General features: G+C 64.9%; 25 protein-coding genes. 10 read left to right on the plus strand and 15 right to left on the minus strand.

Annotation, left to right across the window (positions count from 1 at the left end; all coding sequences use genetic code 11):
* Positions 1-112 precede the first annotated feature (112 nt).
* Positions 113-1,177 carry an NAD(P)-dependent alcohol dehydrogenase gene (locus tag C8J40_RS00535; RefSeq protein ID WP_060523893.1) on the minus strand — a complete coding sequence of 355 codons (1,065 nt, stop codon included), beginning with the start codon at positions 1,175-1,177 and terminating at the stop codon, positions 113-115.
* 344 nt (positions 1,178-1,521) lie between these two features.
* Here C8J40_RS00535 and ychF point away from each other — a divergent pair, with 344 nt between their 5' ends.
* Positions 1,522-2,619 carry a redox-regulated ATPase YchF gene (ychF, locus tag C8J40_RS00540; RefSeq protein ID WP_056047251.1) on the plus strand — a complete coding sequence of 366 codons (1,098 nt, stop codon included), beginning with the start codon at positions 1,522-1,524 and terminating at the stop codon, positions 2,617-2,619.
* A 21-nt stretch (positions 2,620-2,640) separates the two neighbouring features.
* Here ychF and C8J40_RS20650 read toward each other — a convergent pair whose 3' ends face one another.
* A complete protein-coding gene (locus C8J40_RS20650; RefSeq protein WP_243693151.1) occupies positions 2,641-3,048 on the minus strand; it encodes an excalibur calcium-binding domain-containing protein in 408 nt (135 codons plus the stop codon).
* A gap of 123 nt (positions 3,049-3,171) precedes the next feature.
* Between C8J40_RS20650 and C8J40_RS00550 the strand changes: the two genes are divergently transcribed.
* Positions 3,172-4,482: an ectonucleotide pyrophosphatase/phosphodiesterase gene (locus C8J40_RS00550; protein ID WP_132895349.1), complete on the plus strand. Its 1,311-nt coding sequence runs from the start codon at positions 3,172-3,174 to the stop codon at positions 4,480-4,482.
* A gap of 11 nt (positions 4,483-4,493) precedes the next feature.
* Entirely contained in the window at positions 4,494-4,955 is a 462-nt protein-coding gene (locus C8J40_RS00555; protein ID WP_132895350.1) for a MaoC family dehydratase, read from the plus strand.
* Positions 4,956-5,243: 288 nt separating this feature from the next.
* On the opposite strand, the gene C8J40_RS00560 is transcribed toward C8J40_RS00555, so the two are convergent.
* The 5 genes from C8J40_RS00560 to petA all read right to left on the minus strand — a co-directional run bounded on the left by C8J40_RS00560 (position 5,244) and on the right by petA (position 9,782).
* Positions 5,244-5,981 (minus strand): hypothetical protein, encoded by a 738-nt coding sequence (locus C8J40_RS00560; RefSeq protein WP_132895351.1) that lies wholly within the window; start codon positions 5,979-5,981, stop codon positions 5,244-5,246.
* A gap of 378 nt (positions 5,982-6,359) precedes the next feature.
* Positions 6,360-6,908 (minus strand): adenine phosphoribosyltransferase, encoded by a 549-nt coding sequence (locus C8J40_RS00565; protein WP_132895352.1) that lies wholly within the window; start codon positions 6,906-6,908, stop codon positions 6,360-6,362.
* A 147-nt stretch (positions 6,909-7,055) separates the two neighbouring features.
* Positions 7,056-7,898 (minus strand): cytochrome c1, encoded by an 843-nt coding sequence (locus tag C8J40_RS00570; RefSeq protein WP_132735715.1) that lies wholly within the window; start codon positions 7,896-7,898, stop codon positions 7,056-7,058.
* A 21-nt stretch (positions 7,899-7,919) separates the two neighbouring features.
* A complete protein-coding gene (locus C8J40_RS00575; RefSeq protein ID WP_132895353.1) occupies positions 7,920-9,206 on the minus strand; it encodes a cytochrome b/b6 in 1,287 nt (428 codons plus the stop codon).
* A 9-nt stretch (positions 9,207-9,215) separates the two neighbouring features.
* Entirely contained in the window at positions 9,216-9,782 is a 567-nt protein-coding gene (gene petA, locus C8J40_RS00580; protein ID WP_056489394.1) for a ubiquinol-cytochrome c reductase iron-sulfur subunit, read from the minus strand.
* 203 nt (positions 9,783-9,985) lie between these two features.
* Between petA and C8J40_RS00585 the strand changes: the two genes are divergently transcribed.
* From C8J40_RS00585 to C8J40_RS00595, 3 genes are all read left to right on the plus strand, one after another.
* Positions 9,986-10,435 (plus strand): tRNA (cytidine(34)-2'-O)-methyltransferase, encoded by a 450-nt coding sequence (locus C8J40_RS00585; protein WP_132735720.1) that lies wholly within the window; start codon positions 9,986-9,988, stop codon positions 10,433-10,435.
* A 174-nt stretch (positions 10,436-10,609) separates the two neighbouring features.
* Positions 10,610-11,452 carry an oxygen-dependent coproporphyrinogen oxidase gene (gene hemF, locus C8J40_RS00590; RefSeq protein ID WP_132895354.1) on the plus strand — a complete coding sequence of 281 codons (843 nt, stop codon included), beginning with the start codon at positions 10,610-10,612 and terminating at the stop codon, positions 11,450-11,452.
* 1 nt (position 11,453) lies between these two features.
* The gene (locus C8J40_RS00595; protein ID WP_132895355.1) at positions 11,454-12,047 is read left to right on the plus strand and encodes a GNAT family N-acetyltransferase; all 594 of its coding nucleotides are present in this window, start codon (positions 11,454-11,456) and stop codon (positions 12,045-12,047) included.
* Between the two features lie 121 nt (positions 12,048-12,168).
* Here the strand turns inward: C8J40_RS00595 and C8J40_RS00600 are convergent, their stop codons facing one another.
* Positions 12,169-12,909: a hypothetical protein gene (locus C8J40_RS00600; protein ID WP_132895356.1), complete on the minus strand. Its 741-nt coding sequence runs from the start codon at positions 12,907-12,909 to the stop codon at positions 12,169-12,171.
* Positions 12,906-13,727: a glycerophosphoryl diester phosphodiesterase membrane domain-containing protein gene (locus C8J40_RS00605; protein WP_132895357.1), complete on the minus strand. Its 822-nt coding sequence runs from the start codon at positions 13,725-13,727 to the stop codon at positions 12,906-12,908. Before C8J40_RS00605 ends, C8J40_RS00600 begins: the two co-directional genes overlap by 4 nt.
* A 61-nt stretch (positions 13,728-13,788) precedes the next feature.
* Between C8J40_RS00605 and lipB the strand changes: the two genes are divergently transcribed.
* The 3 genes from lipB (at position 13,789) to C8J40_RS00620 (ending at position 15,882) form a co-directional block, all read left to right on the plus strand.
* Positions 13,789-14,514, plus strand: a complete 726-nt coding sequence (gene lipB, locus C8J40_RS00610) for a lipoyl(octanoyl) transferase LipB (protein ID WP_132895358.1) — start codon at positions 13,789-13,791, stop codon at positions 14,512-14,514.
* Between the two features lie 88 nt (positions 14,515-14,602).
* Positions 14,603-14,869 (plus strand): hypothetical protein, encoded by a 267-nt coding sequence (locus C8J40_RS00615; protein ID WP_055881015.1) that lies wholly within the window; start codon positions 14,603-14,605, stop codon positions 14,867-14,869.
* A 305-nt stretch (positions 14,870-15,174) separates the two neighbouring features.
* Positions 15,175-15,882, plus strand: a complete 708-nt coding sequence (locus tag C8J40_RS00620; protein WP_132735736.1) for a hypothetical protein — start codon at positions 15,175-15,177, stop codon at positions 15,880-15,882.
* 176 nt (positions 15,883-16,058) lie between these two features.
* On the opposite strand, the gene queE is transcribed toward C8J40_RS00620, so the two are convergent.
* The 5 genes from queE to C8J40_RS00645 all read right to left on the minus strand — a co-directional run bounded on the left by queE (position 16,059) and on the right by C8J40_RS00645 (position 20,955).
* Positions 16,059-16,691, minus strand: a complete 633-nt coding sequence (queE, locus tag C8J40_RS00625; protein WP_132895359.1) for a 7-carboxy-7-deazaguanine synthase — start codon at positions 16,689-16,691, stop codon at positions 16,059-16,061.
* Positions 16,692-16,694: 3 nt separating this feature from the next.
* Positions 16,695-17,411 carry a 7-cyano-7-deazaguanine synthase QueC gene (gene queC / locus C8J40_RS00630; protein ID WP_132895360.1) on the minus strand — a complete coding sequence of 239 codons (717 nt, stop codon included), beginning with the start codon at positions 17,409-17,411 and terminating at the stop codon, positions 16,695-16,697.
* Between the two features lie 197 nt (positions 17,412-17,608).
* A complete protein-coding gene (locus C8J40_RS00635) occupies positions 17,609-18,511 on the minus strand; it encodes an Hsp33 family molecular chaperone HslO (RefSeq protein ID WP_132735744.1) in 903 nt (300 codons plus the stop codon).
* Between the two features lie 193 nt (positions 18,512-18,704).
* Positions 18,705-19,625, minus strand: coding sequence for an ornithine carbamoyltransferase (argF, locus tag C8J40_RS00640; RefSeq protein WP_132895361.1), 921 nt, complete (start codon positions 19,623-19,625; stop codon positions 18,705-18,707).
* 139 nt (positions 19,626-19,764) lie between these two features.
* The gene (locus C8J40_RS00645; RefSeq protein ID WP_132895362.1) at positions 19,765-20,955 is read right to left on the minus strand and encodes an aspartate aminotransferase family protein; all 1,191 of its coding nucleotides are present in this window, start codon (positions 20,953-20,955) and stop codon (positions 19,765-19,767) included.
* 262 nt (positions 20,956-21,217) lie between these two features.
* On the opposite strand from C8J40_RS00645, the gene C8J40_RS00650 reads away from it, so the two are divergent.
* On the plus strand, positions 21,218-22,006 hold the full coding sequence (locus tag C8J40_RS00650; RefSeq protein WP_165911332.1) for a hypothetical protein: 789 nt from the start codon (positions 21,218-21,220) through the stop codon (positions 22,004-22,006).
* Between the two features lie 98 nt (positions 22,007-22,104).
* Here the strand turns inward: C8J40_RS00650 and C8J40_RS00655 are convergent, their stop codons facing one another.
* Positions 22,105-23,259: a hypothetical protein gene (locus tag C8J40_RS00655; RefSeq protein ID WP_132895364.1), complete on the minus strand. Its 1,155-nt coding sequence runs from the start codon at positions 23,257-23,259 to the stop codon at positions 22,105-22,107.
* Positions 23,260-23,318: the final 59 nt, after the last annotated feature.

A 23,318-nucleotide genomic window follows, 5' to 3' on the forward strand; every position in this document is an offset into this window, starting at 1 on the left:
GGGGCTTGGCCGCGGATGCATGCGCTCGTGGCACTGCCCCACCCCGACCCTCCCCTGAAGGGGAGGGAGCAGTGGGGGCGGCGTAATACAAGGCACGCCGCCCCCTGCCCGGTTACGCCGTCTTCATCGAGGCCATGTCGATGACGAAGCGGTACTTCACGTCGCTCTTCACCATGCGCTGATACGAGGGTTCGATCTCGTCCATGCGGATCATCTCAATGTCCGATACCAAGCCGTGCTCGTTGCAAAAATCGAGCATCTCCTGCGTCTCGGCGATACCGCCGATCAGCGAGCCGGCGATCGCGCGGCGCTTGAAGATGAGGTTGCCGACCGAGGGCGACGGATGCGCGTGCTCGGGGACGCCGACCAGCGTCATCGTCCCGTCGCGCTTCAGCAACGCGGTGAAGGTGTCGAGGTTGTGGCTCGCCGCGACGGTGTTGAGGATGAAGTCGAAGCTGTTGGCGTGTTCGGCCATCGCGGCTTCGTCCTTCGACACGATCAGGTCCTTCGCGCCGAGACGCTTGGCATCGTCGCGCTTGTTTGGCGAGGTCGAGAAGACATAGACCTCGGCGCCCATCGCGTTGGCGATCTTTACGCCCATGTGGCCGAGACCGCCAAGACCGACGATGCCGACCTTCTGCCCAGGGCCGACCTTCCAGTGCTTGAGCGGCGAGTACGTCGTAATGCCGGCGCAGAGCAACGGCGCGACCGCAGCGAGGTCGGCCTCGGGATGCGAGACCTTCAGCACGAAGCCTTCGTCGACGACGATCTTGTCCGAATAGCCGCCGAAGGTGTGGCCGCCAAGCACGGGATCGGGACCGTTATAGGTGCCGACGAAACCGGTGGTCTCGCAATATTGCTCTTCGCCGTCCTTGCACGACGGACACTCCCCGCAGCTGTCGACCATGCAGCCGACGCCGACGACGTCGCCGACCTTGAACTTGGTGACGTCGCTGCCGACTGCGGTGACGTGGCCGACGATCTCGTGGCCGGGGACGCAGGGGTAGAGCGTGCCTTCCCACTCGCCCTTGGCGGTGTGGAGGTCGGAATGGCAGACGCCGCAGAATGCGATGTCGATCGCGACGTCGGTCTTGCCGGGTTCGCGGCGCTCGAAGCTGAACGGGGCGAGCGGGGTTTCTGGGGATTGTGCGGCGTAGCCGTGGGCGGTGGTGGTCATGGAATTCCTGATCTATCTCAAGCTGGACTCGGGATATAATCGTCGACCATATGATAACTACCGTTCGGTATGATTATTTTGCTGCACTGCGGCAATCGAGTGGGTCGATCAGGGCTGCCGTCCAACTGAGCAACTACCCCGGCGGAGGCCGGGGCCCAGTTGGAAAGGTGGCAATAACGGCGTGCCGACCTTCCGTTAGCGACGTTGCCCAACTGGGCCCCGGCCTTCGCCGGGGTGGTGGAGATAATTGAGTTGGCGCCGATGATGCGCGCAGGCGTCCTCCGCTGGCCTTCCTCCGCGCCCTGCCCTAAAGCGCCACCACATTCTTATACCAAGGGCATATCATGGGTTTTCGCTGCGGCATCGTGGGGCTGCCGAACGTCGGCAAGTCCACTCTCTTCAACGCGCTGACCGAGACGGCCGCGGCGCAGGCGGCGAACTATCCGTTCTGCACGATCGAGCCGAACGTCGGTAACGTCGGCGTGCCCGACAAGCGGCTCGACGCGCTCGCGAAGATCGCCGGATCGCAGAAGATCATCGAGACACAGCTGGGCTTCGTCGACATCGCCGGCCTCGTGCGCGGCGCGTCGAAGGGCGAAGGGCTCGGCAACCAGTTCCTCGGCAACATCCGCGAGGTCGACGCGATCGTCCACGTGCTGCGCTGTTTCGAGGACGGCGACGTGACGCATGTCGACAACAAGGTCGATCCGATCGCAGACGCCGAGACGGTCGACACCGAGCTGATGCTGAGCGACCTCGAGAGCCTTGAGAAGCGCGTGCCGAACCTCGCCAAGAAGGGCATGCAGGGCGACAAGGAAGCCAAGATCGGCGCCGCCGTGCTCGGCCAGGCGCTCGAACTGCTCCGCGAAGGCAAGCCCGCGCGGCTGACCGTGCCGAAGGACGAGGACGAGGCGCGCGTGTTCGCGCAGGCGCAGTTGCTGACGGCCAAGCCCGTGCTGTACGTGTGCAACGTCGACGAGGGCGATGCGGCGAACGGCAATGCGCTGTCGGCGCGGGTGTTCGAGAAGGCGAAGGCCGAAGGCGCCGAGGCGGTCGTGGTGTCGGCGGCGATCGAGGCGGAGATCGCAACGATGCCGGCGGAGGATCGCGGCGAGTTTCTCGGCGAGTTGGGGCTGGAAGAGACCGGCCTCGCGCGCGTCATCACCGCCGGGTACAAGCTGCTGCACCTGCTGACGTTCTTCACGGTCGGCCCGAAAGAAGCACGTGCCTGGACCGTCCACGAGGGCGCGACCGCACCGCAGGCGGCGGGCGAGATCCACGGCGATTTCGAAAAGGGCTTCATCCGCGCCGAGACGATCGCGTTCGACGACTTCATCGCGCTGGGTGGCGAATCGAAGGCGCGCGAGGCGGGCAAGCTGCGCGCGGAAGGCAAGGCGTACGTCGTCCATGACGGCGACGTGATGCACTTCCTGCATAGCTGATCGACACGCAACGGTGACGGGTCAGCCTCGATAAGGTTCGCAGGCGATCCCGTCATTGTCACCGTCCATGCCGGCGCGGTAGCCGGGCTGGCCGCGATAGAGCGGCGCGGCGCCGGCGGCCCGCGCTTCTCGGCACCCGCTATAATAGACCGAATTCTCCGATCCCGTGTCGCGGACCGGTGGCGAGCGTCGATAGGGTGCGCGATCGACGTTGTACGGCGCGCTATCCTTCGGCTTGACCGCCACGATCGGTCGGTACGCGACGACGCGGTCGACCTCGGTAGCCGTCTCGGGCGTTTCGATCGGCAACGGCGCTTGGAGAGCAAGTTCGGGTGCGGCCACGACCGGTGACGGCGCCGTCGCGGTCCACACGCCGGCGAACATGAGTGCCGATGCGCCAGCGGTTGCGATGATGAACGCGCGTCCCATCGCCCGACGCTAATTCGAGAGGGTTGACGAAAGCTTAGCGCATCGTCCTCGTCAGCGCGCTTTCGTCTGCCCATTTGCGCGCGTAGAGAGCCGCGCATTCGGGACTCGTTCGGGACGACACTCATGAAGACTGCGCCGAAGTTCATCGCGCTGACGCTCGCCGCCCTGCTTGCAGGGTGTGCTTATCCGTATACGCCACCTGCTCTCGCGCCGATCACTGCGCCCGCGCCTGCATCGACGGCGGTGGCTACGATGCCGGGCGAGGCGCGGGCGCCGGTTACCATCCTGGTGTCGATCGACGGGTTTCGACCGGATTATCTCGATCGTGGCGTGACGCCGAACCTTAACCGGCTGCGCGCGGGCGGGGTGTTCGCGAGCATGCGGCCGTCGTTTCCGAGCGTCACCTTTCCCAATCACTGGACGCTCGTGACGGGGCTGCGGCCCGATCGCAGCGGGATCGTCGGCAACAAGATGGAGGATCCGGCGCGGCCGGGCGAGAGCTTCACGATGGCGACCGACGATCCGTTCTGGTGGAGCGAGAGCTCGCCAATCTGGGTCGATGCGGAGAAGGCGGGGATCCGCACCGCGACGATGTTCTGGCCGGGCGCGAACGTCGCGGTCGGGGGTACGGTGAAGGCCGACAGCCATGGTGCGATCGAGGGCGGTACGCGACCGGAGGACTGGCAGCAGTTCAATCAGCAGGTTTCGGGGACACAGCGCGTCAACGCGGTGCTCGACTGGATGCGGCGGCCTGCCGCCATACGTCCCAAGTTGGTGACTCTGTATTTCGATACGGTCGACAGCGCCGGGCATGCAGGCGGGCCCGACAGCGCTGGCGTTACCCAGGCCGTGGCGGATGTCGATGCGAGCATCGGCGCGCTGGTCGATGGGCTGGCCGCGCTGGGGCAGCGGGCGAACCTGGTGATCGTCGCGGACCACGGCATGGCGGCGACGAGCAGCACGCGGGTTGTGGCGCTCGACACGATCGCGGACAAGGCGGACTATCGCACCGTCGAGATGGGGCCGTACGCGACCCTGTTCGCGGTGCCGGGGCATGAGGCGGCCCTGGAGGCGCGGTTGCTGACCCGCCACGATCATCTGCAATGCTGGCGGAAGGGGGAGATTCCGGCGCGGTTCCATTATGGACGCAACCCGCGGGTGCCGAGCTATCTGTGCCTCGCCGATGTCGGCTGGCGGGTCGATCCGAGCGCGCCGACCAAGGCTTCGGTCGGCGGGATGCACGGGTATGACAACATGGCGCCGGAGATGCGTGCGCTGTTCATCGCCAACGGGCCGGCGTTCGCTCGCGGCAAGACGATTGCGAGCTTCGACAATGTCGCGATCGAGCCCTTGCTGCGCGACCTGATCGGGTTGCCGGCCGAGGCGGGGCTGGACGGCACCGACGCACCCTTCCAGAAGGTGCTGCAACGATAAAAGGAGAGGCTATGCAGTATTTCGAGGATATCGAGGTTGGTCGGACCGCGTCGTTCGGCGCCTATGCCGTCACCCGCGAGGAGGTGATGGACTTCGCCGCGAAATACGATCCGCAGCCGTTCCATCTGTCCGACGAGGCGGCGGCGCAGACGCATTTCGGGCGGTTGTCGGCGAGCGGTTGGCATACGTGTGCGATGGTGATGTCGATGGTGGTCGCGAATTTGAAGGAGAACCGGCAGGCTGGGTTGGGGTCGCCAGGGATCGACGGACTGAAGTGGGTGAAGCCGGTGTATCCGGGAGACATCTTGCGGTGCGAGACCGAGATCCTGGAGAAGCGGGTGTCGGCGAGCCGGCCGGAGATGGGGATCTTCAAGAGTCGGATGCGGGTGTTCAATCAGGACGACGTGATGGTGATGACGTTCGTGTCTAATGGGTTGGTGGCGACACGCCCGACGGAAGCGCCGGCCGGTTAATTGTCGGGTTTTTGCCCATCACGACGTCCCGCCTTTGCTTGAGGCCTTTATATTCACGCGAAGGCGCGAAGGCGCGAAGAGAAGATTTGTTCGCGCGGAGACGCGGAGGCGCGGAGAGATTTAGTATGGCAGAGCTTCGTCATGAGCTTCGCTGTCGCCGTGAGTGGACCGCACCGCTCTTTAACTACTCTCCGCGTCTCCGCGTCTCCGCGTGAAAAAACTAATCCTTCTCTTCGCGCCTCTGCGCCTTCGCGCCTTCGCGCCTTCGCGTAAACAGACCTGCTCTGTTTATTGCGCCGGACGACCGCCGCCGCGGTTGCCGCCACCCTGACGGCCCCCGCCTTGCCGTCCGCCCCCGAAGCGCTGGCCGCCGCCGCTGCGATTGCCTCGGAACGCACCGTCGCCGCGATTGCCGCGGAAGCCGCCCTGGGCTTGTGGCTGCTGTGGGTTCGTGACCTGGCCGGGCTGCGGAGGCTGGCCGGGTTGACCGAAATGGCCGCGATCGGGACCACGGCCGCGATCGTCGCCGCGGCCGGGACGTCCGTTGCCGAACTGGCCTTGGCCGGGCGTGCCGGGGTTGCCCTGATAGCCCGGACGGTTGCCGCGCCAGCCGCCATCTCGGCCGCCATTGCCGCGGTTGGCGAAACCGCCCCAATTGCCGCGACCGCCGTCGTTGCGGTTGCCGCGATACTGCTGGCGGCCCTGCCAATAGCGCTGCTGGTTGCCGTTCCAGCGGTGCGGGCGGCGGTAGCGATCGTAGACGTAGACCCCCGAGCCGGGATAATAATAATCGCCGGCCCAACCGTAATAGGAGTTCAGGCCGCCATAGCCGGCGAACCCGTCATAGCCGCCGCCGTAACCGCCATAGCCTGCGCCATAATAACCGTCGCCGTAGCCGCCGCCGTAATAGGGATCGCTGGCATAGCCGACGCCGGCGCCACCATAGCCGTAGCCATCGGTGCAGCCCGCGACGCCTAGTCCGAGGCCCAAGGCTAGGCCGATGATGCCGAAGCGCTTCATAAACATGGAGAGTCTCCCGTACGTGGAGAGCGGACACAACGCGCCGCTATTCGTCGTACAACGGACTCGCTATGTCGCAGGTTCCATGAATGGGGTCTGACGGGGTTTGTTGGCTGGTGGGGGTGAGCCTGTGCGGACCAGGACGTTGTCCCCTTACCGTTCCCTCACGCACGCGGCGATCAAGTCATGAAGCAAACCGCTACCTCACTACCCCCCCGGCGAAGGCCGGGGTCCAATTGCGATGAAAGAGGTAACGGCGCGCGGTCATTCGTCAGCAATGTTTCCCAATTGGGCCCCGGCCTACGCCGGGGTGGTGCCGTATTAGGGAACGAGTGACCACTATCAGGTGACCTGCATCAGGTAGCGTGCGCAGGCAAGCGCGCGTCAGTGGCCGGGGAAGTGAATCAGGGCGGTTGCTTCGATGCCGTCGGTGCGGAGCGCGTCTGCTCCGCCGAGGTCCGGCAAGTCGACCAGGAACTGTGCCTGCGTAACCACCGCGCCGGCCTTGTGGAGCAGGCGGACCGCGGCGCGGGCGGTGCCGCCGGTGGCGATCAGGTCGTCGACCAGCAGGACGCGCGCGCGGGGCGCGAAGGCGTCGGCGTGGATCGCGATGCGATCGGTGCCGTATTCGAGTGCGTAGTCCTCGGCGATGGACGCGCCGGGAAGTTTGCCGTCCTTGCGAATCAGCAGAACGCCGGCCTTGAGCGGGGCAGCTAAGGCTGCGGCGAAGAGAAAGCCGCGGGCTTCGATGCCGGCGACGAGGTCAACCGGGCCGGAGACCGTTTCGACCATGCGCTCGATCGCAGTCGCCCAGCCGTGGGGGTCGAGCAGCAGCGTCGTGATGTCGCGGAACTGGATGCCGGGCTTGGGGAAATCCGGGATGGTGCGGATCAGCGCCTTGAGGTCGGCGTTGCGCTCTTCGGTATCGAGCATGGAAGCTCCCTTCTCTCCGGACGATGGCGGCGGATGCACCGGTGCGCGACACTGCGCTACGGCCAAAACGAAAGCGGCGGACAAGGCACCCTGCCCGTCCGCCGCTCCCTTTATCCGTGCGCCCTTACCGCGGGAGCCGGGCCGTCATCAATGCTTAACGTCGCGCCAGACGTTTTGGTACGCGCCCCAGGCTAGGCCGCAGAAGATCAGGATGAAGATGATCGACGCGAACCCGGCGGCATGGCGTGCCTCGAGGTTGGGCTCTGCGGTCCAGGTCAGGAACGCGGAGACGTCGGTCGACATCTGCTCCATCGTCGGCTTGGTGCCGTCGGCGTAGGTCACCTGGCCATCCGACGTCAGCGGCGGCGGCATCGCGATGTTGAGGTTCGCGAAATACGGGTTGTAGTGCAGACCCGCCGGCGTTTTGATGTCCGGGAATTCCTTCAGCAGCGCGGCCGGCTGCGTCGTGTAGCCGGTCAGCAGCGAGTGGACATACGCGGTGCCGTCCTCGCGCGCCTTGGTGATCAGCGAAAGATCAGGCGGCAGCGCGTTGTTGTTCGCGGCGCGCGCGGCGATCTCGTTGGCGAACGGCGACGGGAAACGATCCGACGGGATGTTCTTGCGGGTCGCGGGCTCGCCCGTCTCCGGGTTGATCGAGGGCTGCTCGATGACCCACTGGTTGGCGATCGCCTTAACCTCGGGGTCGGTATAGCCGATCTTGGTCAGGTCGCGGAACGACACCAGCCGCAGCGAGTGGCAGGCCGAGCAGACTTCCTTGTAGACCTGGAACCCGCGCTGGAGCTGGCGACGGTCGAACTTGCCGAACACGCCGTTGGAGGCGAGCTCGAGTTCCTTGGGGTGCTTGTGCGCGACGCTCTCCGCGGTCGGCGCGACGGGGTCGGTGATGACCCCCGCCACGCTGCCGAAGAGCGCGATGCCGAGCACCAGCACGAAGGCCGCGCCGACGATGGAGGCGATGAGACGAACCATGTGTGTGTCCTCTAGTTCGTATCAGTGCGCGAGCGCGGTTTTGGCCGGGCTGGTGCCGCCGTGCTTTGAAAGTACGGCCTCGGTGATCGAGTTGGGCAGCGGCCGCGGACGCTCGGAGCGCGAGATGATCGGCAGGATGATCAGGAAGTGCGCGAAATAATACGCCGCGCAGATCTGGCTGAGGATCACGTAGAACGCGTTGGCCGGAGCGCCACCGCAATAGCCGAGCACGAAGATGTCGGCGACCAGCACCCAGAACGCGATCCGCGCCTTGGGACGATAGTTCATCGAACGGACCGGCGAGCTGTCCAGCCAGGGCAGGAAGAACAGCAGCAGGATCGAGCCGAACATCGCCAGCACGCCCCAGAGCTTGGCCGGCAGGATGAAGTCCGCAGTGAAGGCGCGCAGGATCGCGTAGAACGGCCAGAAATACCATTCGGGCACGATGTGCGCGGGCGTCGAAAGCGGGTTCGCCGGGATGTAGTTGTCCGGGTGGCCAAGATAGTTCGGGAAGAAGAACAGCAGGCTGGCGAAGATCAGCATGAAGATGCCGAGCCCGAAGCCGTCCTTCGCGGTGTAGTAGGGGTGGAACGGGACGGTATCCTGCTCCCCCTTCACGTCGACACCGGTCGGGTTGTTCGAGCCGGGGATGTGCAGCGCCCAGATGTGCAAGATGATGACGCCCGCGATCACGAACGGCAGCAGATAATGCAGCGAGAAGAAGCGGTTGAGTGCGGCATTGTCCGGCGCGAATCCGCCGAGCAGCCAGATGCGGATGGTGTCGCCGACCAGCGGGATTGCCGAGAAGAACCCGGTGATGACCTGCGCCCCCCAGAAGCTCATCTGGCCCCACGGAAGGACATAGCCCATGAACGCGGTGGCCATCATCAGCAGGAAGATGACCACACCAAGCAGCCACACCATCTCGCGCGGCGCCTTGTACGAGCCGTAATAGAGCCCGCGGAAGATGTGCGTATAGACGACGATGAAGAACATCGAGGCGCCGTTCGCGTGGGCGTAGCGCAGGAACCAGCCCGCGTTGACGTCGCGCATGATGCTCTCGACCGAGTCGAATGCGACTAGGCCGTTGGCTGCGTAGTGCATCGCCAGGACGATGCCGGTGACGATCTGGATCGCCAATGCGGCGCCGGCGAGCACGCCGAAGTTCCAGAAATAATTGAGGTTGCGCGGGACGGGATAGCCGCCGCCGAGTGAATTGTAGACGAGCCGGGGAACGGGAAGCCGCTCATCCAGCCACCGCGTCAGCGGCAGCTTCGGTTCGTATTGCTTGGCCCAGGGAAAGCTCATGGTCGTTCCTCAGCCTACCGTGACGACGGTGTCGGAGTTGAAGGCATAGTCCGGAACGTGGAGGTTCGACGGAGCGGGGCCTTTGCGGATGCGTGCGGCGGTGTCGTAGGCCGAGCCGTGGCACGGGCAGAAATAGCCGCCGAACGGCCCTTTGTTCTCGCCCTCGCCCGCGCCGAGCGGGACGCAGCCGAGATGCGTGCAGACGCCCAGCGTGATCAGCCAGTTCTTCTTCCCCGCCTTAGTGCGCTGCTCGAGCGTCTGCGGATCGCGCAGCGTCGAGATATCGACCGCGTCGGCTTCCGAGATTTCCTTCGGCGTCAGGTTGCGCACGAAGAGCGGCTGCTTGCGGAACGACGTCTTGATCGCCTGGCCGGGGAGGATCTTCGACAGGTCGATCTCGGTGGTCGACTGCGCGAGCACGTCGGCGCTCGGGTTCATCTGATTGATCAGCGGCAGGACGATCGCGACAGCGCCGACGCCGGCGAAGGAAACGGCTGCGATATTGATGAAATCACGGCGGCGAGGATCATGGGCCTCTTCGTGAAACGGCTCTGGCGATTCGCCGGGAGGAACCATGTCGTCGACTGTCGCCATTCATCTCGCCCTTGCACGTTATTTTTTTCGTGACGGACTAGGCTCCCGGTTTCGCGAAACCATATCCCCAATCCATCCGACCGTCCCCACGGAGGCTGCGCTTTGATAGACGGCGGGGCGACGGTTTGCCAACTGCATTTTGCTTTGGGTTACCGTGCGGCGCTCGGCGCGCTAGGGGATCCGGTATGCGTATTGCCCTCTATCAGCCCGACATCGCCGGAAATGTCGGCGCCATTCTCCGCACTGCCGCGTGCATGGGGATCGGCGTCGACCTGATCGAACCGATGGGATTCACCTGGAGCGACAAGGCCGTCGCGCGCTCGGGGATGGACTATGTCGGCGTGGTCGACGTGGTGCGGCATGTCGATTGGGACACGTTCCTGGCGCAGGTACGCGGGCGGATCGTGCTGCTGACCACCAAGGGCGCGGTGCGGCTGGATGTTGCCGAGTTTCGCGAGGATGACGTGTTGTTGATGGGGAGCGAGGGGGCCGGCGTGCCGGAGGAGGTGCATGCGCGGGCCGATGTGCGCGTGCTGATTCCGATGCGGCCTGGGTTGCGGTCGATGAATATTTCCGTGGCGACGGGGATCGTCGCGGCGGAGGCTTTGCGGCAGACGGGCGGCTGGCCGAGCTAATCCTCCCCGGCACGGGGACGGGGACCGTGCGAAGCATGGTGGAGGGGGCTCACCGCAAACGCCCCGCTTCCGTCCGACAACTGTAACGCTCGTGGAAGTCCCCCTCCACCCTTCGGCCAAGTAGCCGAACGGTCCCCCTCCCCGTTCCGGGGAGGATTTGGTAGAGACGCCCGCATGATCGAACTCGACCCCCAGCAAGCCGCCGCCCGAACCTGGTTCGAATCCCTGCGCGATCGCATCTGCGCGGAGTTCGAGACGATCGAGCGCGAGGCAGGCTCCGACGCATCGTTTGAATACACCCCGTGGAACCGCGTCGATCCCTCGGGCGAGCCGGGCGGCGGTGGCGTGATGGGCGTCATGAAGGGCCGCGTGTTCGAGAAGGTCGGCGTCAACGTCTCGACCGTCGGCGGCACGTTCGAAGGCGAGTTCGCCAAGTCGATCCATGGTGCGGGCGAGGACCCGCGGTTCTTCGCGACCGGGATCAGCCTGGTCGCGCACATGACCAACCCGCACGTCCCCGCGGTGCACATGAACTGTCGCTTCCTCAACACCACCAAGCGCTGGTTCGGCGGCGGCGGCGATCTCAACCCGCCCTTGCCTATCGAGGAGGACACGGCGGACTTCCACGCGACGATGAAGGCGGCGTGCGACGCGCATGATCCGGCGCACTACCCCCGGTTCAAGGAATGGGCGGAGACCTATTTCTACATCCCGCACCGGAAGGTCGGACGTGGTGTCGGTGGGATTTTCTTCGATCATCTCGATGGCGATTTCGAGACCAACTTCGCGTTCACGCGCGATGTCGGCGAGGCGTTTCTCGATGCGTATCCGCGGATCGTGCGGCGGCGGATGGATACGCCGTTCGATGCCACGGACGAGGCGCGGATGCTCGAATGGCGTGGGCGCTATGCCGAGTTCAACCTCGTGTACGACCGTGGGACTTTGTTCGGGCTCAAGACCGGCGGCAACATCGACGCGATCCTGATGAGCCTGCCGCCCCGCGCGACCTGGTCTTGATATGGCGCTGATCCCGGTTGCCGACGACGTCCTCGCGACGATCGTCACGACGCTGGAGATGCGCAAGCGGCCGCCGCTGCGACCGAGCCCGGGGTCGCGGTTGCGATTGGTGAAGTGGGAGCGGCCCGCGCTGGAGAAATACCGCGCGCTGTTTCGGCGGGTGGGGAGCCCGTGGTTGTGGTTCTCGCGGCTGGTGATGGCCGACGATGCGCTGGCGGCGATCGTGCATGATCCGGGGATCGCGGTGTATGCGGTGCTCGATCCGGCGGGGATCGAGGTCGGAATGCTCGAACTCGATTTTCGCGCAACGGGTGCATGCGAGATTTCGTATTTCGGGCTGATTCCCGAATTGGCTGGGCAAGGCCATGGGCGGTGGCTGATGGCCGAGGCTTGCGCGCGGGCTTGGGCGAAGGGGGTGGAGCGGGTCTGGCTGCATACCTGCACGCTCGATCATCCTAGTGCGCTGGGGTTTTATCGGGCGCAGGGGTTCGTTGCCGTGAAGCGGACGATCGAGACGTTTCCCGATCCTCGGGCTTCTGGATTGCTGCCGCCGGAGACGGCGCCGCAGATCCCGTATTTGGCGAAGCGGGGGTAGGCCTGAAACTTGTTTCCCCGCGAAGGCGGGGATCCAGACTGGGCTCCCGCCTTCGCGGGAGAACAAGAAGGCGGTAGGAGCAGGTGTGATGCTTCTTGCGGACTAGCTTTGAGGCTCGCCCTTACCGCGCCAGGCGGCGGTATGCCGATATAGCGATCAGGGCCATGGCGATACCGGCCGCCATTGCGGCCACCGCGGCGCCAGCGTCGACGATCGCCAGCGCGACCGGGTTGGGTTCGCCCGCTTCGCGCAGGGCACGATCCAGCATCATGAACGGCGCTCCGGCGAGCCAGCCGCTGATGTAGCTGAATGCCGCCAATCCCATTAGCGGCAACCCCGAACCGCGGCTGAGCGTGAAACTGCGGCGGATCGCGCCTAGCGCACCGAGCGGGGCTTCGGCGAACAGCGCCGGGCCGGTCAGCATTGTCCGGCCGAGGATGTAGAGGCCGGGGATCGCGTATAGCAACAGCCCCGCCCCCGCCGGCAGCGACACGATCACCATCGCCAGCAGGAAGCGCGGGAATATCCGTAGGCAGCGCGTCAGCGCCTGCCGCAGGTCGAGTTGATCGCGATCGAGATACAGCGCGTAGAACAGCGACGTACCGAAGAAGCTCATGACGTAAGCGAGCAGGTACCAGCCGCCATGTGCCGCCGCCCATGTCTGCACCGCATCGGCCCAGACCATCGCCTGCGCCTCGTTATCGCCCGCCGCCGCGTTGGGCATCGGCGGATCGGGCACGACCAGCGCCAGCGCGAAGGCAGGCAGGAACAGAAACGGCGCGGCGATCCGCAGCAACAGGTCGCGGTCGCGCTTGAACAGGTTCCAGGCGTCGGTGAGGACGGTCGCGAAATCGAGCTTCATGGGGTGACGGATTTCTCTCTGACGGCGACATAGAGCTGCGCGGTGAAGACCGCAGCGAGCGCAGTGAAAGCGGTGGTGACGATCGTCGCGGCGATCCCCGACAGGAAGGTCGCGGTGGCGATCCCGTCGGCGCCGAGCGCGAGCCGGAAGATGATCCCGGTCACGGACTGTGCGGCCCAGGTCGAGACGAGCATGACGATCGCGAACAGGATCAACACGCCGATGATCCGCCACGTCAGCCCCTTGGTCAGCTGGACCGAGCGACGGATCGCACCGATCCCGCGGCGCTCGTTCAGGATCACCGGGTTGAGCAGCACCAGTCGCGCGCCGATCCAGATCGCCAGCAGGAGATAGGCGATGCCGTACAGCGCGGTGAACCCAGCGGCGCCGGCGGTCGGCGGGGTCATCTGTACGCTCGATCCATTGGCAGCGGCGGAGAAATCGAAGCCCGACTGAACCAGAACGATTACCGGCGGCACGGCGAGGAGCGCGGCGATTAGCGTGATCAGCGCGGTGATGCCGAGCGCCGGCAGTACGCGCGCACCGGCCTGGCGGTGCGCAGCCGCAGCATCGGTGCCGGGATCGCTGGCAATCGCGACGATCGCGAGCTGCGCCCACAGCATCGCGACCAGCGTACCGATCGCCAGAACGCTGCCGATCAAGGCGAAGCTCATCGTCCCCGGTGTCGAGAACGCGACATAGCCGTCACGGATCACGCTGGGCAGCAGAATGCCGAGCACCGCGATCGGCGCGATCATGCCGGTACGCCCGTTGAGCACCTCGATCGTGCGATCCCAGACCGTTCCCATCTTCACCATGCGTCACGCTCCCCCGGTTGCTGTATCGCGCGGGTTAGCCCAAGCCCCTGCGCTTGACCACATGGTTGAAACGCACGTCGGAGTTGCAAGTGCGAGCGTCGGTGCGCAATTGGGATCGGTGACCAACCCCCTCCCCTCCGATATCGAATGGCGGACCAGCGCCGGCCTCACCCCTTATGCCGATGCGCTGGCGGAGATGGAGGCGCGCGCGCTCGCGGTCGGCGCGGGCGAGGCGCGCGAGCTGTTGTGGATGCTCGAACATCCGCCGGTCTACACCGCGGGCACCAGCGCGGATCCGGGCGACCTGATCGACGCGCGCTTCCCGGTGATCCCGACGGGACGCGGCGGCAAATACACCTATCATGGGCCGGGCCAGCGGATCGGCTATGTCGTGCTCGACCTGACCAAGCGCGGACGGGATGTCCGCTGTTACGTCCACGCGCTCGAATCCTGGGTGATCGCGGCGCTTGGCGAGCTCGGCGTCGAGGCGTTCGCGGTCGATGGCCGGGTCGGCATCTGGACGCTCGATCGGGGCCGGGAAGCCAAGATCGGCGCGATCGGGGTACGGGTAAAACGCTGGGTGACGCTCCACGGCTTCTCGGTGAACGTCGATCCGGACCTGTCGCACTTTGGTGGCATCGTGCCCTGCGGCCTGTCCGAGTACGGCGTTACCAGCCTGCAATCGCTGGGCATTTCCGCCGACCTTGCAACCTTCGACGCCGCCCTGGCGTTGACGGCCGATGCTTTCCTTGAAACAGTTTCTTGTCCTCAAGAAAACGAGGCTTGAGGACAAAGCGTTATCGGATTAATGTCCACTACGATTTGGGTATTAAGGGCGAGCAGCCAGCCAAATCCTCTATCTAGGGAGCTTCCACATGCGTGCACTCATTTCCAAGGTCCTGACCGGTTCGCTGATCGCCAGCGCAGCACTCGCCGTTTCGGCTTGCGGTCCGAAGACCGAGACGACCACCGACAACACGATGGTCACCGACATGAACGCCACTGAAGGCATGGACACCATGACCGACAACATGACCGCAGTCGACGGCGCGTCGAACGGTGGCATGATGGCCAACGACACCATGATGGCGAACGACACGATGATGTCGAACGACACCATGATGACCAACAACGCAATGTAATGGTCGCGAAGGTCGACCGTTACGGCGGATGACCTTCAACGGCATTATGCGATGTGAAGGGCCGCCCGGGCAACCGGGCGGCCCTTTATCGTTGCGGGATGGGGAACGTCGATCCTTGATGCCGGTCAGCGCGTTTGCGCACATCGGATGGCGGCAAACCGCGGTCGTTCCGGATGCGACAGTTTACATACCGGATCGGGGTATTCGGCGCGCAAAATCGATCCCGGCAAAAGGTTAAAATCGCTTGGGGGTTTGGCGGAAACGCTTTAGATTCGTCGACTTGGAATGCCCCTGGGGAGGTTTGAATGAAAGTGTTGCGTACCGCGCTCGCGCTCTGCGTGGCGTCGAGCGGTCTCGCTGTGGCGCAGTCGGCGTCGGCGCAGTTCTTTTTGCAGTCGCGTGACTTTTCCGGCGCCGCGGTGACCGGCGACGAAGCCGATCTCGGCCAGCCCCTGCCGGGTGCGACGCCTGCGGAAACGCGTGCCGCCCTGGTTTGGCATATGCGCGCCGCGCTCAACGTGGCGGCCCTGCAGTGCCAGTTCGAGCCGACGCTGTTGACCGTGCCGAACTATAATTCGATTCTCGCCGATCATGGCGACGAGTTGAAGGGTGCGTTCGATACGCTGACCAAATACTTCATCCGCGTGAACAAGGCGTCGGGCCTCCGCGCCGGGCAGGCCGCGCTCGACCAGTTCGGCACGCGGACCTATTCCAGCTTCGCCACGGTCGCCGCGCAATACGGGTTCTGCCAGACCGCAGCCTCGATCGGACGCGACGCGGTGTTCGCACCGCGCGGGCATTTTGCCGACGTCGCGCTGGCGCGGTCGCGCGAACTGCGCAACAGCCTGATCCCCTGGGGTGAACAGCGCTTCCCGCGCTACATCGGCCGCGATCGCAATGCGGCAATGCCGCGGCTCGATACGATCTGCTGGAACAAGAAGGGCGAGTGGGTCGAAAAGAAGTGCGGCGCCCAAAACTGGCCGCCGGTTGGCGTCGGCATCGCCGGGCGGTAACGTCTCCGCCTTGCCCGAATTACCGGATGATCTTATCCTCGCGTTCTGCCGTCACCCCAGCGAAAGCTGGGGTATCTCACGAAGCGCGCGACGAGAGTCTCATGGGGTCATCCCAGCTTCCGCTGGGATGACGGTAGGGCAAGAATGAAGTCCCCTACATAGCGCGCTTCAAATTATCAGCGCAGGCCCAGCAGCTTGTGCGTCTGCAGCGACAACCGCCACTGCGGCCGCTGCATGACCAGATCCACGCACGCCTCGCGGTTCGCGTCGGCTTGCGGATCGTCGAGCGGCTGGAGCAGCAGGTTTGCGAACGCCCAGGTCTCGACATCGTCGATATCGGTGCCCGGCTGCGGCCAGACCAGCTTCAGTTCGTCGCCGGTCCGCTGAACGACGATGCTGCCGGCCTTGGGGCTGATGCAGACCCAATCGATACCCGGATGCGCCCGAATCGTCCCGTTGCTCTCCATCGCGATCCGGAAGCCCTCGCCGTGGAGCGCATCGACGATCGCGTCGTCGATCTGCAGCATCGGCTCCCCCCCGGTCAGGACGACGAATCGATCGCTCGTGCCGTCCCCCCAGAAGTCGGCGACTGCCGCCGCGAGCGCCTGCGCATCGGCGAACTTGCCGCCGCCCAGCCCGTCGGTGCCGACGAACTCGGTATCGCAGAACTTGCAGACCGCGGTCGCGCGGTCCTGTTCGCGACCAGACCACAGGTTGCAGCCGGCGAATCGCACGAACACCGCACGACGGCCGGCGTTCACACCCTCACCCTGCAACGTGAGGAACATCTCCTTGACCGCGTAGCTCATCGCTCAGGCCAGCCCGGATCCGGGCCGCACGGCGTAAACGGTGGGATCGGCAATGCCTGCGTCCTCGAACCCCTTGGAGCGCAGACGGCAGCTGTCACACAGGCCGCAATGCTCGCCGGCGGGCGTCGGATCATAGCATGACCAGCTCAGCCCGAGATCCAGGCCGAGACGCGTGCCTTCGCGGACGATATCCGCCTTGGTCATCATCTGAAGCGGCGCCTGGATACGGAACGGCTCGCCCTCGACGCCAGCCTTGGTGGCGAGTTCCGCCAAGCCTTCGAACGCGGCGATGAACTCGGGGCGGCAATCGGGATACCCCGAATAATCGAGCGCGTTGACGCCGATATAAATGTCGCGCGCGCCCGCCGCCTCGGCCCAGCCCAGCGCAAGGCTGAGGAAGATGGTGTTGCGTGCGGGTACGTAGGTGACGGGAATGCCACCGCCATCCTCGGTGCCCGCGCCATCCTTCGGCACGTCGATATCGGCGGTCAGTGCCGACCCGCCAAACGCGGAGAGATCCATCGGCAACACGATGTGGCGTTCGACACCGATCGCGGCGGCGACGCGGCGGGCGGCGTCGAGTTCGATCCGATGGCGCTGATTATAATCGAACGACAGCGCGAGCACGCGCTGGCCGGCTTCGCGCGCCAAAGCGGCGGATACCATCGAGTCGAGCCCGCCCGAAACGAGCGCGACCGCAAAGGGAGCAGGAGATGTCATGATGCGCAATGCGCTAGGCCAGCGGCGCGCAAAAAGAAAGGGGCCGCCCGATAAGGCGGCCCCCTAAGGTTGGCGCGAACCGCGCCACAAGGGAGAAAAAACGTGCCGAATAAAAAGCACAGTCCCTTCTATACCCAACATAAGTGAATAGGGAGTTAATTTCTTAAGTTATCGTTGCTGTGAAAAAATCTGACAAGTCAGGCGCCGACTGGAACAGGAAATTTCTTCGCGCAGAACGCGCAATCGACGATGATGAAACCGCTCTCGTCGGCCATCGACCGCCGCTCCTCGATGGGAAATTTGGAGATCACCCCCTGAATATAATCAGGGTCGCAGCGGCATCCGCGCGAGATCGGAATATCCGCGAGAATGCGGACGTCGTCTTCTTCATTGAACAAGCGCCAGACCAGCGTCTCCAGCGGCAGGAACGCATTCGTGAGTTCGTCCGCGCCGATCGTGTTGCCGAGCGTAGCGACATGCTCCCATTCCGGGTGGTCGAGCTTGGTGTGGAGCCGCTCGCGACCATCCTCGCCCTCGGGAAGATGCTGGAGGAACAGCCCACCTGCGACGCAGCGCCCGTCCGGGCCCTTCGCCATACCGGTCCGAATCATCGTCGGGATCTGTTCGGACTGCGTGAAATAACTTTGCGCGGCCTGTGACAGCGTATCGCCATCGAGCGGGACGATGCCCTGGTACCGTTCGTTGCTGGTCGCCATGTCGAACGTGATCGCGAGGTAGCCAGCACCGAACAGCGCGAACAACGATGGCTCGGCGGGGGCTTCGGCAAGCTTGTCGGCGTCGTATTCGATGTAACCGCGCACTTCGCCGCCGCGGTAGTCGCAGACGAGCAGCTGGACGACGCCGTTGTCGGTGCGGGTCTGCATCGTCAGCTGGCCGCTGGCGTCCTTGAGCGTCGAGCCGATCAGCGCGGCGAGCGTCAGCGCCTCGGCGAGCAGCTTTTCGATCGCAGGCGGATAGGCGTGGGCGGCGAGCACTTCGTCGAGCGCGGTGCCGAGCCGGACGATCCGGCCGCGGGCACTGCGCGCAGGGATCGCGAAGGCCAGCGCGCGGTCGAGATCGGTCATGTTGGGGTCGTTCATCGGAGGGAAGATGGGGAGCGAAGGCGGCGGGTCAACCCGATCCCCATCCGTCGCCCACCCATCTCCGTCACCCCAGCGGAAGCTGGGGTATCCCTATTGGCGGGCGCCGAGGCTCGAACGGGAAGATCCCAGCTTTCGCTGGGATGGCGGATGGGGCGCGGGGTGGTGTGAACGGCGTGTTACCGCCGGTTCGTCAACCGATCTGTCCAAAGCACCAGCGCAGGACCGACTTCTGCGCATGAAGACGGTTCTCAGCCTCCTGCCAGATCAGCGACTGTGGCCCGTCGATCACCTCGGGCGTCACCTCCTCGCCGCGGTGCGCGGGGAGGCAGTGGAGGAACTTCGCGTCGGGCTTGGCCAGCGCCATCAGTGCGGCATCGACCTGGTACGGCGTCAGCGCCGCCAGCTTGGTCTCGGCATGCGCCTGCCCCATCGAGATCCAGGTGTCGGTGACGACGATGTCCGCCCCCTCGACCGCCTCGCGCGGCGTCGACACGATACGCGCCCGGCCCTTGCCCAGCGCCACGTCGGCTTCGGTCGGCATATACCCCTGCGGGCACGCCGCGACGACGTCGAACTGCATCAGCCCGGCGGCCTCGACGATCGAGGCGAGGACGTTGTTGCCATCCCCCAACCACGCGACCTTGAGGCCGGGGAGCGTCTTGCCGCTCTCGATGATCGTCAGCAGGTCGGCCATGATCTGGCACGGATGCGACGCGTCGGTCAGGCCGTTGATGACCGGGACGGAGGCATAGTGCGCCATCTCCTCGATCTTGGTGTGATCGTCGGTGCGGATCATGATCGCGTCGACATAGCCCGACAGGATGCGCGCGGTGTCGGCGATCGACTCGCCGCGGCCGAGCTGCATCGAGCCCGCGTCGGACACGATCGAGGTGCCGCCGAGCTGGCGGATCGCCATGTCGAACGAGAAGCGCGTGCGCGTCGAATTCTTCTCGAACACCATCGCGAGCGTGTGGCCGGCGAGCGGTGCGTCGGCATCGGTGCGGCCCTTGGGGAAGCCGGCGCGCGCTGCCTTGCGGTCAAGTGCATCGGACAGCATAGCGGCGATGCCGTCGGCGCCGGCGTCGGTGAGATTCAGGAAATGGCGGGTCATAATATCCTCCCCGGCACGGGGAGGGGGACCGTTCGCATTAGCGAATGGTGGAGGGGCCTCCACGAACGCAACACTTCGGGGCGATCCCCCTCCACCATGCTTCGCATGGTCCCCCTCCCCGTACCGGGGAGGTTTTAAGTCAGTCGTCGGCAGCCGGAACGTAGACGCGCGCTGCGGTCGACAGCTTGTCGATGCACTCGGCGATGTGGCTCTCGTCGATCACCAGCGGCGGCAGGATGCGGATGACGTTCTCGCCCGCCGATACCAGCAGCAAATTGTGGTGATCGCGCGCGAACGCGACGAACGCGCGGCTGTCGCTCTTGAGCTTCAGCCCGAGCATCAACCCGGTACCGCGAACGCTGTCGAACAGGTTATCGTGGTTCGGGATCATCTGCTCGAGCCCCTGCCGCAACCGGTCGCCCATCGCCGTGACGTTGTCGAGGAAGCCCTCGTCGAGGATCACGTCGAGCACCGCCTCGCCCGCCGCCATGGCCAGCGGGTTGCCGCCATAGGTCGAGCCATGCGTCCCCGCGACCATCCCCTTGGCCGCCTCCTCGGTCGCGAGGCATGCGCCAAGCGGGAAGCCGCCGCCGATGCCCTTGGCGACCGACATGATGTCGGGCGTGATCCCGTACAGCTCGTGCGCGAAGAGCTTGCCGGTGCGGCCATAGCCGCACTGGACCTCGTCGAGCACCAGCAGCAGGCCGTGTTCGTCGCAGGCCTTGCGCAGGCCGGTCAGGAATTCAGGCGATGCCTGACGAATGCCGCCCTCACCCTGGATCGGCTCGACCAGAAAGCCCGCGGTGTTGTCGTCGATCAGCGCCAGCGCGCCTTCGAGATCGTTGAACTTCGCATAGGCGAATCCCGGCAGGAGCGGCTCGAACCCGTCGCGCATCTTCGCCTGGTTGGTCGCCGAAATCGTGCCGAGCGTCCGCCCATGGAACGCCGTGTCGAACGTGATCAGCGTGTGACGCTGCGGATTGCCGTTGGCGAAATGATAGCGCCGCGCGGTCTTGATCGCGCACTCGACCGCTTCCGCACCCGAATTGGTGAAGAACACGGTGTCGGCAAACGTGTTGTCGACGAGCCGCTGTGCGAGATGCTCGCCCTGCGGCGATCCGTACAGGTTCGACACGTGCATCAGCGTCGCAGCCTGTTCGGCGATCGCCTTGGTCAGATGCGGATGGCCATGGCCGAGCGCGTTGACCGCGATGCCGCTGGCGAAATCGAGATATTGCTGGCCGTCCTCGCCGAAGAGGTACGCGCCCTCGCCTCGGACCGGACGCACGCCACACCGCGGGTAGACGGGCATGAGCGGGGTGATGGTCACGACGGCAAGCTCCTTCAAACAGCGAGGGCGACCCACACGGCCGCCCGAACCGCCTGATACGAGCGCGCGACGCCGGGGGCAACACCGCGTGGCATCGCGCGGCGAACGCCGACATGGCCGATCCCGATGATTCGCCGCTGCGCTTGCGGCATTCACTGGAATAGGCACGCGAATAGGCGCATGATCGGCAAGACGTGGTGCCAGGATCCTGTGCGCTTTGGTTCGATTCGAATCGCCCCGCCGCACTATAGGGGAGAGAACCATGTCCAGGTTACTACCATGCATCGCACTTATGCTTGCCACGACATCACCGGCCTATGCCAAGGACGTCTTCACCGGAACTTGGAAAGGCGACATCAAGGAGAGCGAACTTTCGACAAAACCTTCGGTCGCATTGATCGAGAACGGGTTTTACACCTGTTCGACCTGCATTCCGGTGGTCAAGATCGCCGCCGATGGTGCGCTTCATCCGGTTACCGGCCACGCCTATTATGACGCGATGTCGGTCACCGTCGTTGATCCGGCGACCGTCAAATATGCGACGAGCAAAGGCGGCAAGCCGATGAGCGACGCAACCGCGACGCTGTCCGCCGACAATAGTTCGATCTCCACGGTGTTCAACGACACCAGCGCGCCGAACGGAATCCCGATCACCGGCACGACCATCAGCGAGCGCGTCGCAGCGGGCCCGTCCGGGTCGCACGCGGCATCGGGGTCATGGCTGCAGACGAACCAGACCCAGGTGTCCGACAGCGGCCTTGTCTTCACCTTCGCGAAGACAGGCAAGGTCGTGACCTATTCGACGCCGACCGGGACATCGTACGTGGCGACGACGGGCGGCCCATCGGTCGCAGTCGTCGGCGATGCCGGCTGGACGACGGTGTCGCTACGGCAATCCGATCTCAACACGCTGCATGAGACCGACTATCTCGACGGCAAGGTGATCGGCAAATACGTCATGACGATCTCGCCCGACGGCAAGAAAATGACGATGGACGTCAACGACATCAAATACGGCAAGACCTCAACGCTGATCGCCTACAGACAGTGATCGCCCACAGCCAGTGATCGCGGTGCGCCTGCGGACGGGAGAGTTTCCTCCGCAGGCGTAGCTGCTGCGCCGTGACGCCAGCGGAGGTGGCTGGCCGATCAGCCGGTCGGCGTCTCGACTGTCAGATCGGTCATCTCGACTCGCGGTTCGCTCGACCGCACCTGAACACGCGACCCCGCAGCATAGGTCACGTCGTAGATCAGGGAATATCGCTCTATCCTGCGCAGTCCCGGCTTGTCCGCCGCCATGGCGAGCGGCCGATACAGCCGTTTCGTCAGCGACGTCTTCACGGATTCGAGCCACGCCCCTCGCACATTGTCGGATTGCCGGAGGACATCGATGTCCTGCACCGTACCGTCGGGGCGGACCATGAACGTGACGTCCGCCCATTGCGGCACCCGATCGCCGGTCATGGCGACGACCTTCGATCCGCTCTGCGAACGGTCGGGGAGATCAATAGGCGCCGCATAGACGAGTACGGCCTCGTTGGTACGCTCCCCCACAGTAACCTTGGCGAGTTCGGCCTTCTCGACGTCATGCACCTTGTCGCCAGCCTTCACGCGTCGTTCGAGTGTGACCGTGGCCTCACGAAACGGCGCGAGCTCGGGATCCGTCGTGTCCCGTATCCGGCGGATCGCCTTGCCCGCCTGGTAATCATAGGCATGATCGACGCTGGCCAGCGCCGTGTAGAGCACGGCCGTCCGCAACATCGCGAGCCCCTCGACCTGCTTCAGACCGGCAGCACCTGCTTGCTTCGCGACCGTGGCATAAACCTCCTCCGCCGCGGTATAGCGATGCTCCTTGGCAAAGGTGTCACCGACGAGAAGGCGCTCCATCAGGACCCGCGGGTCGCTGTGATCGAGGCCGCCTTTCAGAACGTCCAGCGAATCGATCGAGTTCGTCCGCGACGAGTCCGACAGTCCGTTCAAGCTGGCCAGCCGTCCGCTCGCGCGGATCAGGTTCGCGACGTCGACGGGTATGTCTTTGGCATATTTCTCGTTGCGGCTGCGCGCCTTTAGCAGCGTCTGTCGAGACGCTGCATAGTCACCCACCAGGAACTGGTTCTCCGCATGCGCAAGAGATGCCGCGATTTCCTCCTTGGGAGGACATCCACGCGCAATACATTGGGCCAAGGCGCGTTCGGTGCCCGACAGACGCTGGCCGACCACCACGATCGTCTTGTCGTCGCCTGGCGGCGGTGCGGGAGGGGGCGCGGCCACGGCTTGAATGAGAGCAACGACAAGCAACATCATTCGACCACGCCCTATGCAACCGACATCCCACGCAAATGTATCGCCGAGGGTGGCAATGT

The organism is Sphingomonas sp. PP-CC-3A-396 (genome assembly GCF_004343105.1).
Lineage (GTDB): Bacteria > Pseudomonadota > Alphaproteobacteria > Sphingomonadales > Sphingomonadaceae > Sphingomonas.